This window comes from Mesobacillus campisalis (assembly GCF_000986785.1).
In the GTDB taxonomy this organism is placed as follows: domain Bacteria; phylum Bacillota; class Bacilli; order Bacillales; family Cytobacillaceae; genus Mesobacillus_B; species Mesobacillus_B campisalis.
Window position 1 is genome coordinate 1 of the sequence record NZ_LAYY01000010.1, and the last position, 16,191, is coordinate 16,191.

Here is a 16,191-nt window from a genome sequence, read left to right on the forward strand (position 1 = left end):
TTTCCTTAGATTGTCTTCAACTGAGACCTCCTCTGAGGTAGGCCTCCCAGTACTTCCTTTTCCTCTTCGTTCTGTAAGGAACCCTTCTTCCCCAAATTGTTTAAAAGTTTTCCTCCACCTCTTCAGGCAGGATCTAGGTTTTTCCGCCCCGATTATTTCGATTTCAAAACCGTTTTCTATAAATATTTGAGAGGGAGCTTTCCCTTCAAGGTTTTCTTTAACGGCCTTAATTTTGAACGCTGGTGTATAAGCAATTGACCTTTCAGAAACATGGTCAACATTCTCATTGTTCTCCAACAGTTTCATTTGATGTTCATTGAATATTATTTTACTCATTTCGTTCCTCCGTCTATATCCCTGATTTGATTATAAACGGGCTAGGTCATTATAGACACAAAAAACCCGAATAACGGGCTTTTTCAAAGCGTCCATTATTCGGGGTATAGTTCATTTGCTGCGGGTCTTTTTGATTTATTCCATAGGGCGTAAGGGTATCAACAAACTGATTTTTAAGAGTTGCTGGAGTCTGTGTCTTCAGCAGAGTCTTTGTCGTCTTCAGCTGGAGTTTCTTCCGTTGGCTCTTCGGTTGTTGGCTCTTCGGTTGTTGGCTCTTCGGTTGTTGGCTCTTCGTCAGTTGAAGTTTGTTCACCTGTCTCGGTGCCTTCTTCTGTTGAAGTTTCAGTGTCTTCTTCCATTGAAGCATCTTCGCCAGTTTCAGTTCCTTCTTCAAGCTGGGAACCTGCTTCGTCCTTGCCGGAGTTGCTTTCAGGAGCAATTTCTGCTTCTTCCAAAGAGCTCAGCGGCTTGTCAAAATAGTCAAGAGGATTCACTGGGATTCCGTCTTTGCGGATCTCAAAGTGTACATGGACGCCTGCTTTTTCATTGAAAACGCTTGTGCCGGCAGTCGCGAATTTGTCGCCCTGCTCGACCATGTCGCCCGCTTTAACTTTGATATTTTTAATTGACTGATACTGTGTTACAATTCCATTGTCGTGCTCAATTTCGACCACATTGCCAAGCAATGTGTCTTCCTTGACTGTGACTACTTCACCGCTCAGCGATGCAATGACATCAAATTCCTTGCCGTCCTTGGCAGCGATGTCAATTCCGGTGTTCGGGTGGTACTGGTTATTGTAAACAACTAGGGACGCTTCCTGTTCAGCCTTGTCACTGTCATTATCATAGAATTGCATTTTAATGACAGAGTTCTCGGCATCCGAAAGTGGCATTACGAAATTTTCCAGGGACCTGTTTACTTCGACGGCTGGCTGCTCTTGGAAGCCTCTGCCAGGAACTTCTCCGGCTTGGTCGATTTTCTCTTCACCGCCGTTTGAATACCAGAGAACACCTGTTAGAATGAGTGCGGCACTTGATAGATAAACTGCTGGGTACACCCACCGCTTCTTGAAAAAGCGCTTAAAGCTTTTGTCTTGAGAAGATTTTTCCTCTCTCATTTTCATCACCTCAGCAATCATTCTGAACAGATGCGAAAAAATATATACATAGACTGGAAAAATTTTTTACCGCTTATTTTTCGACAAAGGAATTTAAATTATGCATGCATGGAGGTTTTTTTATGAAAGTTTTTTTCAGGCTGCTGCCTTTCCTATATATGGCGCTGATCTGGGTGCTGTCGAGCATGCCTGCTGACGCGGTGGTCGCCCTGCCTGATCAGGGTGTTGACCGCTTTATCAAGGAGTCGCTCCACCTTGTTGAATTTGGCATTCTGTACGCGCTGCTGTTTCTCGCGGGTCTGACGCTTCGTGATTTCCGTCCGGCGATGAGCTTTATTTTCATGGGAGTGGCGATTCTGTACGGGCTGGTGGATGAAATTCACCAATCCTTTGTGCCTTATCGCTCTGCGACGCTAATCGACTTTGTAAAAGACACCATCGGCGTGCTCGCATTCTCGCACTTTATGCACCACGCGTATTTTAGCGGGAAGTTCGGGAAGCTTGGGGAGTGGCTGAAGGGGTTGCGGGAGCGCGTGCGTTAGATTGGGCCGGATTTTATTCCCCCTACAGGGAATATAACCGTCTGGCGTGCTGGGTTTATTCTCTGTAGGGGGAATATATCATCCCTTAGGGGGAATAAAAGCTCTTTTACGGGGAATAAAACTGCACTTAGGGGGAATAAATTTTCAAAATGTCATTTTTATTCCCTGTACGGGGATTAAAACATACCCCCGGCAATAAAATTGTCACATTTTTATGCTCCATAGTGCAGGTAATTACGTTTAATTGGTGAATTTTCCTCCTTATATATACTAAGGAGGGTTCTTTTTGATTATTATGCCTCGTTTGATCCCCATAATCGTCCACTTTGGCCTCGCACTGGTTCCCCGTCTATATGGAAATCACCCTAAAATCCCCCTCATTGAAAAGGATATCCGCCGTTTTATGTCGGGGTATCGGGGTGAGGTGACCACAGACTTCCACTCACAATTCCTTGACGATAAGAATCACTCCATTTTTCGCGGTTTGCGTCTCCTCAACGGACATCATCACTTTCAAATCGACACAGCCATTCTTTCTCGCAAATACCTTCTTTTACTAGAAACAAAAAACAACTCTGGTGATCTTCATATTGACCAGGAACAATTCAGCCAGACTTCCAGCTATGGTGAGAAAGGCTATAAACACCCAATCATCCAGGTGAACGAGCATAGGGACAAGCTGCACGCCTGGTTGAAGAGCCACCACTTGCATCATTCCCCTCGTCGTCCTCAGCCACCCATCTGCACTCATTAAGACAACGGAGCCCTCCATACTAAAACAACTTTGCAAGGCTGAAAATCTTAAAAATAAAATCCTGCAGCTTACGTCTCGCTCTACGAAAGACACCCTCACCGACCGTGAAATTAAAAAAATCTCAAGACACCTGCTTAAGGACCACACACCGCATTATCCTAATCTACAAAAGACATATGGCCTATCACCGGAAGAACTTATCCGCGGAGTCAGGTGTCCCTTCTGCTCTGCCTACAAAATGATGCGCAAAGATAGAGTCTTTGTTTGCCCCCATTGCTTCGCCCATTCAAAAAATGCCTATCAAGATGCCCTTCTGGATTATTTTCTGCTAGAAAGGGCAACTATCTCCAACCGGGAGTTTCGTGAATTCATTGGCGTCGACTCTGTCAAAACGGCCAACAAGATGCTCTCTTCATTGAATCTCCCGTACTCTTGCGAGAAGAAAGGCCGAGTCTATCACCGGCCGGAAGACTTTCTTTTCCAACTGGAGGAACGTTACCACCGCTTAAAATAAAAAGCCAGGGCCCTATAGCCCTGGCATTCCTATCATATGAACCTACTTCCTCGCCATCACCTTCGTCAGCGCCTTCTCCGCCGATGCAATTTCAATGCCCTGGTAATAGTGCTGGACGATCTCCTTATAGCTCTTCCCTTCGGCTGCCATTCCGTTGGCTCCATACTGGCTCATGCCAATGCCGTGGCCAAAGCCTTTTGTCTCGATGACAACCTGGCTGCCTTTAAGGGACCAGTTGAAATCACTGGACCTCAGGCTGAGCTTTTCACGGACAACCTTCCCGGTCAAGGTTTTGCCGCCAATCTCGATCTTGGCGACCCGGTTGCCGGCGGTCCGTTCGGTAATCTTGCCGATTTCCCCGTTCCCGTTAATCTTGACGCCCAGCTTCCTTTCAAACTCGCTCACCGGCATCGCCGTCTGGCTTGTGTATTTCGGTGTGCCAACATCCCATGGGCTTTCGACGCTCCTCAGATAGGGAAACGCATTAGGCCAGTAATCCTCCGAGTTTTCGGTAAACCCATTGCTCGTCGAAAAGAATGTTGCGTCGATTGGTGCGCCTTCATACGTTAAAATCTGACCATCCGTCGCCCTGACGGCTTCAGTAATTTTCTCCATCTTCCAGCTATAAGCCGAACCCCACAGCTGCTTCAGTTCATCCCTGTTTTTAAAAACCTGATGGGCCACGGAATCGGTCACCTGGGCACCCTGGGGAAGCTTGCCCCCTCCGCCTCCCATGATTTGTTTGACATAGTAAGTCCTTGCAGCAAGCGCCTGTGCCTTCAGAGCCTCCAGCTCGAACTCGGCCGGCATTTCAGCAGCAACGACGCCAATCAGGTATTCATCGAGCGGCAGCTTCTCCAGTGACGATTGGGCGGTGCGGAACACGGCCACCTCCACCGCAGAATCAGCAGACGGGCCCTTGGCTGCGGGAGTGCTGGCAGGCTGCTGGATATCCTCAGCCAGCTTTCCGTTTGTTTTGCCTTCCATAAATGGAAGAACAAGCATCGTGGGGATCAGGAGGATGACGGTGAAAAGAACGGCTGCTAGTACGAAGAGTGGATTGATTTTTGACATAAACGGCCTCCATAGAACAGGATTAACACGGGAACTCCCCGTCTCCATACATCCTATGGGCAAGGACAAGCATTTATGACAGCAATCTCCAGTCAAAATGCCGCCAAAGACAAGCTCGTCTATTTTCTGTCAATTGCCGCACATACCACATTTCCACGAATTTAATAAGCATAATCCCCATACAATGAAATACAGCACCTTCACTCCACTAAAGCGTGCCTGACCCTCAATACGGCAGTGCACTAAAGGGTGCCTGACCCCCAGTGCACTAAAGCACTAAACGGTGCCTGACCCCCGACACGGTGAAGCGTTCCCTTGTTAAAATGTTAAAACCGCAGAACAATGCTTTACACTCGCATGATTCTCCGGTTTTAACAGGACGTTTCTATTTAATTAAGCGTTCATGTCTGTTACGAAGGTTTCTGGTACTTCTACTTCGTCCGCTTCGGTTACGCGCTCAATGTCAGCGCCAAGGGCGGCGAGCTTGTCATGGAAGCCTACGTAGCCGCGATCAAGATGCTTCAGTTCGGTTACGCGGGTCACTCCGTCAGCCACAAGGCCAGTCAGGATCAAAGCGGCAGCCGCACGAAGGTCGGTTGCAGCGACTTCTGCTCCCTGCAGGTTGGATGGTCCGTTGACAATGACAGAGCGGCCATCGATTTTGATTTGCGCGTTCATGCGGCGGAATTCTTCCACATGCATGAATCGGTTTTCAAACACAGTCTCGGTGATCATGCCAGTTCCCTGGGCACGCAGCAGCAATGCCATCATCTGGGATTGCATATCGGTCGGGAATCCTGGGTGCGGCATCGTTTTGATGTCAACAGCTTTCAGGATGTCCGGGCCGATGACGCGCAGACCGTCTTCTTCCTCTTCAATCATGACACCCATTTCTTCCATCTTCGCAATCAAGGAAGATAAATGTTCCGGAACGGCTCCCCTTACAAGGACATTTCCGCCTGTAATTGCTGAAGCGACCATGAAGGTTCCTGCTTCGATCCGGTCTGGAATGATGTTGTGCTCGGCACCGAACAGTATTTCCACGCCTTCGATGCGGATGGTGCCTGTACCTGCACCGCGTACCTTGGCTCCCATTTTGTTCAGGAAGTTGGCAAGGTCGACAATCTCAGGTTCCTTGGCGACGTTCTCCATGATTGTCGTGCCTTTCGCAAGGACAGCGGCCATCATGATGTTCTCCGTTGCGCCTACGCTCGGGAAGTCGAGGTAAATTTTCGCGCCATGGAGGCCTTCCGGTGCTTCGGCTTCGATAAAGCCGTTTCCGACTTTTACAGTTGCACCCATTGCTTCGAAGCCCTTGAGGTGCTGGTCAATCGGACGGGAACCAATTGCGCAGCCGCCAGGCAATGCCACGCGGGCACGGCCATTCCTCGCCAGCAATGATCCCATAACTAGTACAGAAGCACGCATTTTACGTACATATTCAAATGGTGCCTCAATTTTCAACTCTCTGGATGCATCGACAACAATCGTATTATTTTCAAACTCCACATCTGCGTTTAAAGCACGGAGTACCTGGTTGATCGTATATACATCGGAGAGAGTCGGCACATCACGAATTACACTTTTTCCATCACTTGCTAATAATGTTGCAGCGATAACAGGCAGTACGGCATTTTTTGCTCCTTCTACTTTAACAGTGCCGCTTAGCCTTCTTCCGCCGCGGACGATGATTTTTTCCAAATGTATTCCCCTCCGCGTCCAATTTCTCTATATTAATATTCAATCGTAATGATGGGTGTGCCAACTACAACGGTAGTCTTACCGCCCATTCCGTCTGGTTTCCTGAGTCCAAGTTGCAAATTCATACCATGGTCCTTGCTTAATTTTCCGGAAAATAGCGGTGAATAGGCGGATGTCGAGATGAAGGTTTCCTCCTCAAGGGCCTCCACTTCTTCCGCGTTAAATGCCTCTAAAAGTCCGTTCATGTAATTAGGCAAAGACGAACCAATCATATCACTGATTTCACCTTTGATACAAGAAAAAGTTGTATAATTGCCTCGAAAAATGTCAAATAATCTGTTTTGCCATTCCTCATTTAAAAAAGACTCTGATCGTCTGTCCCATGAATGACCTCTGACCTCATACAATACATATGTACGTAAATGGCCGGATTCGCCTGATGATGTGATCGTGATCTTTTCTGTATAGCCAGAAGAAACAGATGTTGCGGTAAGGCTTTGCTGTTGTCCTTCTGCTGTTTCTTCCCATGACCAATTCGGGAATTTGGCTTGCAATTCAGCAGCCAGTTTTTCCTGGTCCGCCTGTTCTTTGACATCCTTCATTTCATTTCTTGCATATAAAGACCACTCATTGATTAAAATATGTTCGTCCTTCAAGACTGAGGCCATGGTCGCTAGCTCTTGGTCCACGTTTGCCACAGTCGTCCTATTCCCGGCTTGGAGCACAATAAAACCAATCATGCCAAAAATTGATAAAGTCCAAAGAATTCTATGCATATTCCTATCCCCTCTCCCTTAGTACCATTTTTACCAGGATGGGAAGGAGCATACTTGGGAATTCTCGTCACTTTTTGACAATTGGCCCGCCGGCTTTCGGACAACCTGCCCAGGCGTTTAGTCTAAAGGACAGATTGCGCACTTTCTCACAATGAAAAACACAATCCAATAACCATCATACTTAAAAAAAGCCTTTTTGAAAACATGTATTATTACCTAATTTAAGTAAAATCGAGGCAGCAATTACTGGAAAACCGCCGGCAGCTGCCTCGACCAGAGCAGATAATCCAAGAAAAAGCTGCTGACGGCCGAACCAAGGAAAATCGAAAGCATTATGTATAGCACTCTCGCCTGAAGCACACGGCCTGCCCTCAGGAATTTATCGAAGTTCAATGCCTGCAGCGCCCACCATGCCAAAGCTATGAAAACCAAATGTGAAACGATGCTAAGCAAAGCCTGCGGGCCAAAATTTGTCACCACGGCTCAGTCACCCCTTTCAGCTGGATCATACGGGGTTGTGGACTGAGCTTAAGCCACGTACACTCCCCTTTCTAATAGACGGAGGAACACCTGAAAAGTTTCACTTCCCCAAACTTTATTTTTTAAAAAAAGAAAACCGGCTCCCCCAAGCCGGCTTCCTTCTGTACATTCTATAAAACCCCTTTGTTTTGTGTAACAGGCCCAGGTCCCCCAACCTGGGCACAATCATATCATTGCATGAAATCAATAAACTGATTGAAGTTTGACTGCAGGAAGTCAAACGCGAGCTGCGGCAGGATTCCGAACAGGATGGTTGCCGCCGCGCAGATGATGATGACAGCGGTTGTTCCGGTTGGAAGCCTCCGCCTGGCTGCCGGCACTTCCCCCTGTACTGTTGCTGCCGCTTCTGCCCTTGCCAGCCCGGCTGCCGGCCTGAAGAACATCTGTGTCATGATGCCGAAGTAATACACATAAGACACAACCGTTGTCGCAATCATGATCGAGGCAAGCACATAATGTGATGGGTTGACCATGAGCGCGCCCAGGAAAATGTTCAGCTTGCCAATAAAGCCGGCCGTTCCAGGAATACCGGCAAGCGACAGAAGGAAAATGGCCATTGTTACCGCCAAGACCGGCGAACGCTGATACAGTCCGGCAAAATGGCTGATATCTTCTGAACCTTCTTTTGCCGTGATCAGCTGGATGACCGCGAACGCACCCATCCCCATGAACAGGTAGGCCAGCAGGTAGAACCAGATGCTGTCAAACATCACGTAGGACATCGCCGTAAAAGCGACCAGGATGTACCCGGCATGCGCGATGCTTGAGTAGGCAAACAGTCGCTTGATATTGCGCTGCCGCAGTGCAACTACGTTTCCGATGATCATGGTTGCACCGGCAAGGAAGCCGATATAATCCTGAAGTGCGAACAGCATCGGAAAGCCTTCATCGCCTGTTGGCACCGCCGCAAAGATGGACAGCATGATACGGATGACAATGATGAAGCCTGCGGTCTTGGAAACCACGCTAAGGAAGGCAGTGACCGGAGTCGGTGAGCCTTCATACACATCCGGTGCCCACATATGGAACGGAGCGGCCGCAATCTTGAATGACAGCCCGACAAAAATCATGAAGAACGCCAGGCCGAGCAGGTACAGATGCTGAGGATCGCTGACCGTCGACAGCATGCCCGCCATGGCCTTCAGGTTGGTTGTACCGGTAATTCCGTACACATAGCTCATTCCGAACAGCAGGATTGCTGTTGAAATGCTTCCGTTGATCACGTACTTCATCGCCGATTCATTCGTCTTCACATTGGTCTTGCGCAAGCCAGCAAGAATATATGAAGAAATCGAGAGCAGCTCAAGGCCGACGAACAAGGTGATCAAATCGCCGCTTGACGACATGATCATGGCGCCGAGCAAAGCCGTCAGGAACAAGTAGAAGAATTCGCCGCGGTATTCGCCGCGCCCTTCCTTCGGCTCGTAATCGATGGCCAGCAAAAACACGAGCGCCGACCCTGCCAAGAGCAGGATTTTAAAAGCTTTCGCGAACGAGTCGAGGCGGAAGGTGTCATATAAAATCGAGCCTGGGTCCCTGCCGATCAGGCCGAACACACTGACAAGCGCAAGCAGGATTCCCGCCAGGCCAATCCACCCAAGATGGTTGCGGTTGAACTTCTTCGGCAAAAACAAGTCAAGCAGCGTCAGGAGCGTGGCAACGATCAAAACGATGAATTCCGGTGTCATCAAACTCCATTCAAACGATAGCAATGTTTCTAAATCCATCTTTTCATCACCCTCCTAACCCTAGAACAATGGACTCTAACGGCTGACTGAGCACGGCCGGATACACGCCGATCAGGACAATCAATCCGATAAGCACAAGAACTGGCGCCCATTCAAACGATCTCAGGTCGGAGATGCCCGCATACTGGCGGTCCGAACGGCCGTAGGTGATCGCCAGGACGGCCCGCAGCAGGTAGACAGCGGTCATGATGATCCCGATGCAGCCGACGGCAGCAAGAATCGGCATTTCCCTGAACAGCCCAAGGAACGCCATGAACTCGCTGACGAATCCGCTCATACCCGGAAGGCCGAGCGAAGCCATCGCACCTGCAAGAAGGAATCCTGCCGTTAGCGGCATACCTTTCGCGAGCCCGCCAAGGTTGTTGATATTCGTTGTATGCACGCGCTCGTACAGCACGGAGACAAGGAAGAACAGCAGCGCCGAAATCAGGCCGTGGGACACAACCTGAAAGATCGCTCCCTGTATTCCCGCTTCGTTATTCGCTCCCAATCCGATTAGCACGATGCCCATATGGGAAATAGAAGAGTAAGCAAGGACCATCTTGAAATCCGTCTGGATAAAGGCCAGGAACGCTCCGTAAAGAAGGTTCACCACACCCAGAACGGCAATCAGCACGGCAAGCTCCGCAAACTGTTCCGGAAAAATGCCCATTCCGAAGCGGATTAAACCGTAGGCACCGATTTTCAGAAGCACGCCCGAGTGCAGCATAACAATCGATGGCGGTGCTTCCACGTGCACCCGCAGCATCCAGCTGTGGAGCGGAAAGATTGGCAGCTTGACGCCAAAGGCGATCAGCAGCGCAATCAAAAGTCCCATTTTAACAGAATCAGAGACTGGCGTCGGAAGCTGGGCCCCCTCTGTATTCAGGAATACTTTCAAGGCTTCGATATTGGAAGTCCCTGTTTTCGCAAACAGCACCATGATGACGATCAGGAGGACCGCCGATCCCAGTCCGTTGTAGACAAGGAAGCTGTAGGCCGCTTTTTCCTTGTTAAAATAGCCCCATTTGCCAATCAGGAAGAACATCGGAATCAGGGTGATTTCAAAGAACAGGAAGAACAGAATCAGGTTTTGGGCGGTAAAGACACCAAGCATCCCGATTTCAAGCAGCAAGAACAGCATGAAATACCCTTTCCACTCTCGTTTAATATGGAAAGAAGCCAGTGCAGCCAGGCTCGCGAGCACTGCAGTCAGGACGACCATCAGGAGCGAGAAGCCGTCAAGGCCTAGCTCGTAATAGACGGTAAAAAGGTTCGGGTCGAGCTGCCCAAAGCTGCCGAACTGCATCCAGCGGACTTTCTCGCCGTAATCGGCCAGGTCCTTCCCTCCCTGGTAGGAAAAGTAGGCAAGCAAGGCAAGCACCGTTGCCGGCAAAGTCGCCAGGACGCCGACGAGCTTGATGCCCTTTTCACCGGTCTTCGGCATGAACGCAAGCAGCACAATGCCCAGCAGAGGGGAGAGAACTAAAAGGCTTAAATAAATACTATTCATCCTATATACCCCCCTGTGAGCGCAAAGATGAGCAACAGAACAGCAAGTCCGAGGAATGCTGCCATTCCATACGTCTGGATCTGTCCGTTCTGGAACCTAGAGCCTGATTTTCCAAGCAAGGAGACCACTCCCGCCACTAGCTTCATCAGGCCTTCAACAAGGAACAGCTCGATGAAACGCAGGAACAGCGAAACCGACCTGGTGGCGTAGACAACGGAAAGATTGTAAAACTCGTCGATAAAATACTTGTTGCGGACGATGCTGTACGTAATTGGCGCGCGGCTTGTAAACCAGTCGCGGGCAAGGCTTTTTTTATAATACATAAGATAGGCCAGGAAAATCCCTGCCAAGGAAACCAGCGTCGCCACAATCATGATCCAGGCCGGGCCTTCGATGTGGCCGTGGCCGAGGGCTTCATTGCCTTCCACCAGCCAGTCGCCAAGGAACGTGCCGAACCACGGAGTGTTCACATAACCTGCAACCACCGCCAGGACGCCAAGGACGACCATCGGCATCGTCATCGTGGCTGGTGACTCTTGGACATTGCCCAGCGGGCTGCGTGCTTCGCCCGTAAAGACCATAAAGAACAAACGGAACATATAAAAAGCAGTAAAGAATGCCGCAATTACGGCCAGGATGAACAAGAAATAGTTGCCATGCGCCCAGACGGCGATCAGGATTTCATCTTTACTGAAAAAACCCGAAAACAAAGGCACACCCGAGATGGCCAGCGTTCCCATCAGGAACAGCGGACCTGTGAGCGGAAGCTTCTTCCATAAACCGCCCATCTCTTCGATATTCTGTTTATGATGGAGCGCATGAATCACGCTTCCTGCTGCCAGGAACAGCAACGCTTTGAAAAACGCGTGCGTCATCAGGTGGAACACACCCGCCACATAGCCGGCAGAACCAAGCGCGAGCATCATGTAACCAAGCTGGCTCACCGTCGAATAGGCAAGCACCCGCTTGATATTGGTCTGTGCAAGGCCGATGCTGGCGGCAAAAATCGCCGTGAAGGCACCGATAATCGCGACGGTCATCATTGCCGTTTCACTCGCTGCGAACAGCGGGAATGTGGCCGCAACGAGGTAGACACCGGCGGCAACCATTGTCGCGGCATGGATCAAAGCCGACACAGGCGTCGGACCTTCCATCGCGTCCGGAAGCCAGGTATGCAGCGGGAACTGGCCGGATTTCCCGACCGCCCCGATAAAAATCAGGATCGCTGTCAGGGTAATCATTGTCCCTGAAATACTGCCTGCTTCCACGGCTGCGAAGATTTCATCATATTCAAAACTGCCAACTTGCCAGAATAATAGGATCATCCCGATCAACAGTCCGACATCGCCGATGCGTGTCATGATAAACGCTTTTTTCGCGGCAGCCCTGGCTTCGTTCTTGAAATAGTAGAAGCCGATCAACAGGAAGGAACCAACACCGACAAGCTCCCAGAAGATATAGGTTTGCAGCAGGTTCGGAGACAGGACGAGTCCAAGCATCGCAAACGTGAACAGCCCAAGATAGGCATAGAACACATGGAACCTGTCATCTCCATGCATATAGCCTTTTGAATAAGTATGTACAAGAAAGCTGACGAGTGACACGATCACCAGCATCAACGCGTTTAACTGATTTACCTCAAATCCCGCTGTTAACTCTAGTTCGCCTATTTTGAGCCAGACAGCTTCCGCTTTATAGGAGGCCGGCGCCGCCATACGCTCCACCAGTACGATCACTGAAAAGACCAAAGAGGCAAGGGTCAGCAAAATCCCTGCATACGCACTGCCTTCTTTCAGCTTCCGGCCGAACAGAAGGAGGAAGACAAACGATAAAAGCGGGAAAAGCGGAATGAGCCAAGCATTCTCCATGTATATCACAATCCCCTTTTTTGAACGCGCCCTCTTTCTTTTCGCGCGTCTAGATTGTGCCCTCTGTGAAGGGCTGTCCGCCGCGTTACCACATTAACGCGCCGGGGGTCAGGCACTCTTTAGTTAAGTAAAGCAACAATTAGTGTTTCATGGTGTTGATTTCGTCGATGTTGACGGTTCTGCGGTTGCGGTACAGCGCCAGCAATATGGCAATTCCGACTGCGACTTCCGCGGCGGCTACGGCGATGACAAACACGGCGAATACCTGGCCGGTGATGGCCGGAGTCATTCCGTACTTGCTGAAGGTAACCAGGTTGATGTTCACCGCATTCAGCATCAATTCAATCGAAATGAGCACGATGATGGTATTCCGCTTCGTCAGCGCCCCGTAAAGGCCGATGCAAAACAGAATCAAGGCAAGAGCGAGGAAGGCGGTAATTGGGACTGAACTCATTGCTTTTCCGCCTCCTTTCCATCATCCTTGCGGGACAGGACAATTGCGCCTATAAGGGCGACCAGCAGAAGCACCGACATCAGCTCGAACGGAATCACAAAGTCCCTGTACAGGGCCATCCCAATTTGCTCCGTATTGCTGACATGAAGGGCAGCGGGCGTTGTGCCAAAGTCCAGGCCATAAATCCCGATATAAAAGAGTGCTCCAAACGAGAGGACGCCGATCAGCAGCAGCACGCGCTTCCAGGCCCCTACTGTCGGCTGCTCCTCTTCGTCCTGGTGCCTCGTCAGCATGATGCCGAACAGCATGATGATCGTAATCGCACCAGAGTAGACAAGAATCTGGACAACTCCCAGGAATTCAGCGCTGAGCAAAATGAAGATTCCCGCAATGCTCGCAAAGGTAAAAAACAGCCCGAGCACCATATGGACGACCTTCGTCAGGTTCAATAACAGCATGCCGCCGACGACCGCCACGATGGCTAGTGACATAAATGCCAAAAATTCACCTGATAACGTCATGCCTTATTCTCCTTCCGAACGTTTTCGTCGTTTTCATCCAGCCATTCCAGGTTCTTAAACAATTCGTCACGGCTGTACTCGGCAAGCTCGAAATTATTGGTCATCACGATGGCCTCTGTCGGGCATACCTCTGTGCACAGGTCGCAGAGGATGCAGATTTCAAAATTGATATCGTACGTATCAATGATTTTTCCTTTTTTCGTCGGATCAGGGTGCTTCTTGCCTGTCAACTGGATGCAGTCTGTCGGGCAGATATTGGCACACTGGTTGCAGACGATGCATTTTTCCGGATAAAATTTCTGGATGCCGCGGAACCTGTCCGGCAGCGGCAGTGGTTCATTCGGGTAATCGTAGGTAACCTTTTCTTTCGTCAGGTTTTTAAGGGTATAGGCTAATCCTTTTGTCCATCCCAACACGTTTGTTCACCCCTTTTGAAAGAGTGCCAGCGCACGATGGCGCTGCACCTGTTAGTTTTTTAGCTGAAGTAAATTAGACTGTTGATTTCCGTTACAGGCGCTTCGCTTTCCGCGGGCGGCCCGGGAAGCCTCCTCGGCGCCTGTGGCGCCTGTGGGGTCTTCCCTGACCCTTGCTCCCGCAGGAGTCTTCGCGCCTTCCACTCCAATCAACAGGGCTGTTCACCCTTTAAAAAAGCTCCAGCAATTCTTTTATCAGTGCGGTCAGGAAGATGTTGGCCAGCGCGACTGGCAGCAGCACTTTCCAGGCGAATTCTATCAGCTTGTCGGCGCGAATCCGCGGGAATGTTGCGCGGAACCAAATCAGGATGTAAACGACAAGGCTGAATTTGAGCGCGAACCAGACAGCCCCCGGAATGAAGCCCAAAAACGGCAGCGGCAGCCACCCGCCAAGGAACACCACGGTGATCAGGGACGCCATCGCGAACATATACACATACTCGGCAAGCATAAACATCGCCCAGCGGAAACCGGAGTACTCGGTATGGAAACCGGCGACCAGTTCGTTTTCCGCTTCAGCAAGGTCAAACGGCACGCGGTTCAGCTCGGCCACTGCGGCGATGAAGAAGACGACGAAGGCCACCGGCTGCAGCAGGATGAACCAGACACCCTCCTGAGCGGCAACAATCTCGTTCAGGTTCAGGCTTCCGGTAAGCAGGATGATTCCGAGCACACTCATGACAAGCGGGATTTCGTACGAGATCATCTGTGATGCTGCCCGCATTCCGCCAAGCAGCGAGAATTTATTGTTCGAAGCCCAGCCGCCAAGAAGGAACCCGACGACCGACATTCCTGATATGGCAACGTAATACAGCAGGCCAATGCCAAGGTCGGCGAATTGCAGATTGTCCGTCAGCGGAATCGTCGCCATGACCATGAACGATGGCGCAAACGCAATGACCGGTGCAATGATGAACAATGGCCGGTCCGCCGCTTTCGGGATGATGTCTTCTTTTAAAAGCAGCTTCAATACATCAGAAACTGTCTGCAAAAGGCCCCAGCGGCCCCCGAGATGGTTCGGGCCGTAACGTCCCTGCATGAACCCGAGCACTTTCCGTTCAGCCAGGATTCCGTACGTAACAAATCCAAGTATCACAAGCAAAAGGACAGTGGCCAGCAGGAAGAAAATCCCGAAATTGGCCAGTCCCGGACTGGAGTGAAGCAGATCCTGAACCATTAGCCGTCAACCTCCCCTAGGACGATGTCAACCGCTCCTAAAATAGCAATCAGGTTGGAGATATTCTCTCCTTCTAGCAATTTGGGCAGGATTTGGAGGTTGTAGAAGGACGGCCTCCTGAATTTCAGGCGGTATGGCTCTTTCTTGCCGTCTCCGGCAATATAGCAGCCAATTTCCCCTCTTGCCCCTTCAATCCTCACAAATGTTTCTCCTTTTGGCGCTTTGAGGATCTTTGGTACCTTGGCCATGATTTCCCCTTCCTGCGGGAACTGTTCCACGGCCTGTTCAATGATTTTCAGTGATTCTTCCACCTCGGCAAGGCGGCATTCATAGCGGGCATACGCGTCCCCATCCTCGCGGGTGACGACATCAAAGTCAAAACGGTCATAGATGGAATACGGCTCATCCTTGCGCAGGTCCCACTTGACGCCAGTTGAGCGCAGGTTCGGACCGCTCAGGGAATAATTGATCGCGTCTTCCTTACTGTATTTGCCGACGCCTTTTGTCCGGTTCAGGAAGATTTCATTTCCGGTCACAAGCTGGTGGTAGCCTTTCAGCTCTTCCCTCATATAAGGAACAAAGTCACGGACTTTTTCCAGCCAGCCTTCAGGAGCATCCCACTTCACGCCGCCGACGCGCATATAATTGTATGTCAGGCGCGCCCCAGACAGCTCATTCAGCAGGTTGAGAATCATCTCGCGGTCACGAAACGCGTACAATAGCGGGCTCGTCGCCCCGAAATCGAGAATGAAGGTTCCCCACCATAGCAGGTGGCTGGCAACCCTGTTCAATTCCATGGCCAATATCCGCAAATACTCTGCCTTTTCCGGCACCTGGATGTTCATCATCGTTTCAGCCGCATGGCAGATGACGTAATTATTGGTCATGGCCGATATGTAATCCATCCGGTCGGTATACGGAATAATCTGCGTAAACTGCAGGTTCTCCGCGAGCTTTTCCGTCCCGCGGTGCAGATATCCGATGACCGGCTTGGCTTCAATAATTATTTCACCGTCAATTTTTAAAACGAGACGGAATACGCCGTGTGTACTCGGGTGCTGCGGACCAACGTTCAGGAGCATTTCTTCAGTGCGTATCACCGG

The 16,191-nt window shown here is 50.3% G+C and carries 16 protein-coding genes and 1 pseudogene; 2 read left to right on the forward strand and 15 right to left on the reverse strand.

What is annotated here, in order from left to right; all coding sequences use genetic code 11:
- Both WQ57_RS10575 and WQ57_RS10580 read right to left on the reverse strand, forming a co-directional pair.
- Positions 1–336: pseudogene (locus WQ57_RS10575) on the reverse strand (IS3-like element ISBsp3 family transposase); the annotation flags it as partial.
- Positions 337–509: 173 nt separating this feature from the next.
- Positions 510–1,454, reverse strand: coding sequence for a stage II sporulation protein SpoIIQ (locus WQ57_RS10580; RefSeq protein WP_046523737.1), 945 nt, complete (start codon positions 1,452–1,454; stop codon positions 510–512).
- Positions 1,455–1,507: 53 nt separating this feature from the next.
- Between WQ57_RS10580 and WQ57_RS10585 the strand changes: the two genes are divergently transcribed.
- Together WQ57_RS10585 and WQ57_RS10590 are read left to right on the forward strand one after the other, a co-directional pair.
- A complete protein-coding gene (locus tag WQ57_RS10585) occupies positions 1,508–1,996 on the forward strand; it encodes a VanZ family protein (RefSeq protein WP_479494827.1) in 489 nt (162 codons plus the stop codon).
- 295 nt (positions 1,997–2,291) lie between these two features.
- Entirely contained in the window at positions 2,292–2,750 is a 459-nt protein-coding gene (locus WQ57_RS10590; protein ID WP_241481520.1) for a nuclease-related domain-containing protein, read from the forward strand.
- 556 nt (positions 2,751–3,306) lie between these two features.
- On the opposite strand, the gene spoIID is transcribed toward WQ57_RS10590, so the two are convergent.
- From spoIID to WQ57_RS10655, 13 genes are all read right to left on the reverse strand, one after another.
- Positions 3,307–4,338: a stage II sporulation protein D gene (gene spoIID / locus WQ57_RS10600; protein ID WP_046523741.1), complete on the reverse strand. Its 1,032-nt coding sequence runs from the start codon at positions 4,336–4,338 to the stop codon at positions 3,307–3,309.
- Between the two features lie 393 nt (positions 4,339–4,731).
- Positions 4,732–6,039: a UDP-N-acetylglucosamine 1-carboxyvinyltransferase gene (murA, locus tag WQ57_RS10605; RefSeq protein ID WP_046523742.1), complete on the reverse strand. Its 1,308-nt coding sequence runs from the start codon at positions 6,037–6,039 to the stop codon at positions 4,732–4,734.
- A 32-nt stretch (positions 6,040–6,071) separates the two neighbouring features.
- Entirely contained in the window at positions 6,072–6,815 is a 744-nt protein-coding gene (locus tag WQ57_RS10610; protein ID WP_046523743.1) for a YwmB family TATA-box binding protein, read from the reverse strand.
- A 243-nt stretch (positions 6,816–7,058) separates the two neighbouring features.
- The gene (locus tag WQ57_RS10615) at positions 7,059–7,295 is read right to left on the reverse strand and encodes a DUF1146 family protein (RefSeq protein WP_046523744.1); all 237 of its coding nucleotides are present in this window, start codon (positions 7,293–7,295) and stop codon (positions 7,059–7,061) included.
- Positions 7,296–7,525: 230 nt separating this feature from the next.
- Positions 7,526–9,082 (reverse strand): NADH-quinone oxidoreductase subunit NuoN, encoded by a 1,557-nt coding sequence (gene nuoN / locus WQ57_RS10620; RefSeq protein ID WP_046523745.1) that lies wholly within the window; start codon positions 9,080–9,082, stop codon positions 7,526–7,528.
- A gap of 7 nt (positions 9,083–9,089) precedes the next feature.
- Positions 9,090–10,595, reverse strand: coding sequence for a complex I subunit 4 family protein (locus tag WQ57_RS10625; RefSeq protein WP_046523746.1), 1,506 nt, complete (start codon positions 10,593–10,595; stop codon positions 9,090–9,092).
- Positions 10,592–12,463, reverse strand: coding sequence for an NADH-quinone oxidoreductase subunit L (gene nuoL / locus WQ57_RS10630; RefSeq protein ID WP_046523747.1), 1,872 nt, complete (start codon positions 12,461–12,463; stop codon positions 10,592–10,594). The genes WQ57_RS10625 and nuoL overlap by 4 nt, the downstream gene beginning before the upstream one ends.
- Before the next feature lie 139 nt (positions 12,464–12,602).
- Positions 12,603–12,917 (reverse strand): NADH-quinone oxidoreductase subunit NuoK, encoded by a 315-nt coding sequence (gene nuoK / locus WQ57_RS10635; protein WP_046523748.1) that lies wholly within the window; start codon positions 12,915–12,917, stop codon positions 12,603–12,605.
- Positions 12,914–13,438 carry an NADH-quinone oxidoreductase subunit J gene (locus WQ57_RS10640; protein ID WP_046523749.1) on the reverse strand — a complete coding sequence of 175 codons (525 nt, stop codon included), beginning with the start codon at positions 13,436–13,438 and terminating at the stop codon, positions 12,914–12,916. Before WQ57_RS10640 ends, nuoK begins: the two co-directional genes overlap by 4 nt.
- Positions 13,435–13,854, reverse strand: coding sequence for an NADH-quinone oxidoreductase subunit NuoI (nuoI, locus tag WQ57_RS10645; RefSeq protein WP_046523750.1), 420 nt, complete (start codon positions 13,852–13,854; stop codon positions 13,435–13,437). The genes WQ57_RS10640 and nuoI overlap by 4 nt, the downstream gene beginning before the upstream one ends.
- Positions 13,855–13,905: 51 nt before the next feature.
- Complete coding sequence (locus tag WQ57_RS26625) at positions 13,906–14,064, reverse strand: hypothetical protein (protein WP_156183114.1); 159 nt, start codon at positions 14,062–14,064, stop codon at positions 13,906–13,908.
- A gap of 16 nt (positions 14,065–14,080) precedes the next feature.
- The gene (gene nuoH, locus WQ57_RS10650; protein ID WP_046523751.1) at positions 14,081–15,088 is read right to left on the reverse strand and encodes an NADH-quinone oxidoreductase subunit NuoH; all 1,008 of its coding nucleotides are present in this window, start codon (positions 15,086–15,088) and stop codon (positions 14,081–14,083) included.
- A complete protein-coding gene (locus tag WQ57_RS10655) occupies positions 15,088–16,188 on the reverse strand; it encodes an NADH-quinone oxidoreductase subunit D (protein WP_046523752.1) in 1,101 nt (366 codons plus the stop codon). Before WQ57_RS10655 ends, nuoH begins: the two co-directional genes overlap by 1 nt.
- Positions 16,189–16,191: the final 3 nt, after the last annotated feature.

What these genes read in the sequence shown, in the direction of transcription:
- WQ57_RS10580 (WP_046523737.1), bottom strand. Translation starts at nt 1,454, where the DNA reads ATGAGAGAGGAAAAATCTTCTCAAGACAAAAGCTTTAAGCGCTTTTTC.
- WQ57_RS10590 (WP_241481520.1), top strand. Translation starts at nt 2,292, where the DNA reads ATGCCTCGTTTGATCCCCATAATCGTCCACTTTGGCCTCGCACTGGTT.
- spoIID (WP_046523741.1), bottom strand. Translation starts at nt 4,338, where the DNA reads ATGTCAAAAATCAATCCACTCTTCGTACTAGCAGCCGTTCTTTTCACC.
- WQ57_RS10610 (WP_046523743.1), bottom strand. Translation starts at nt 6,815, where the DNA reads ATGCATAGAATTCTTTGGACTTTATCAATTTTTGGCATGATTGGTTTT.
- nuoN (WP_046523745.1), bottom strand. Translation starts at nt 9,082, where the DNA reads ATGGATTTAGAAACATTGCTATCGTTTGAATGGAGTTTGATGACACCG.
- WQ57_RS10625 (WP_046523746.1), bottom strand. Translation starts at nt 10,595, where the DNA reads ATGAATAGTATTTATTTAAGCCTTTTAGTTCTCTCCCCTCTGCTGGGC.
- nuoL (WP_046523747.1), bottom strand. Translation starts at nt 12,463, where the DNA reads ATGGAGAATGCTTGGCTCATTCCGCTTTTCCCGCTTTTATCGTTTGTC.
- nuoK (WP_046523748.1), bottom strand. Translation starts at nt 12,917, where the DNA reads ATGAGTTCAGTCCCAATTACCGCCTTCCTCGCTCTTGCCTTGATTCTG.
- WQ57_RS10640 (WP_046523749.1), bottom strand. Translation starts at nt 13,438, where the DNA reads ATGACGTTATCAGGTGAATTTTTGGCATTTATGTCACTAGCCATCGTG.
- nuoH (WP_046523751.1), bottom strand. Translation starts at nt 15,088, where the DNA reads ATGGTTCAGGATCTGCTTCACTCCAGTCCGGGACTGGCCAATTTCGGG.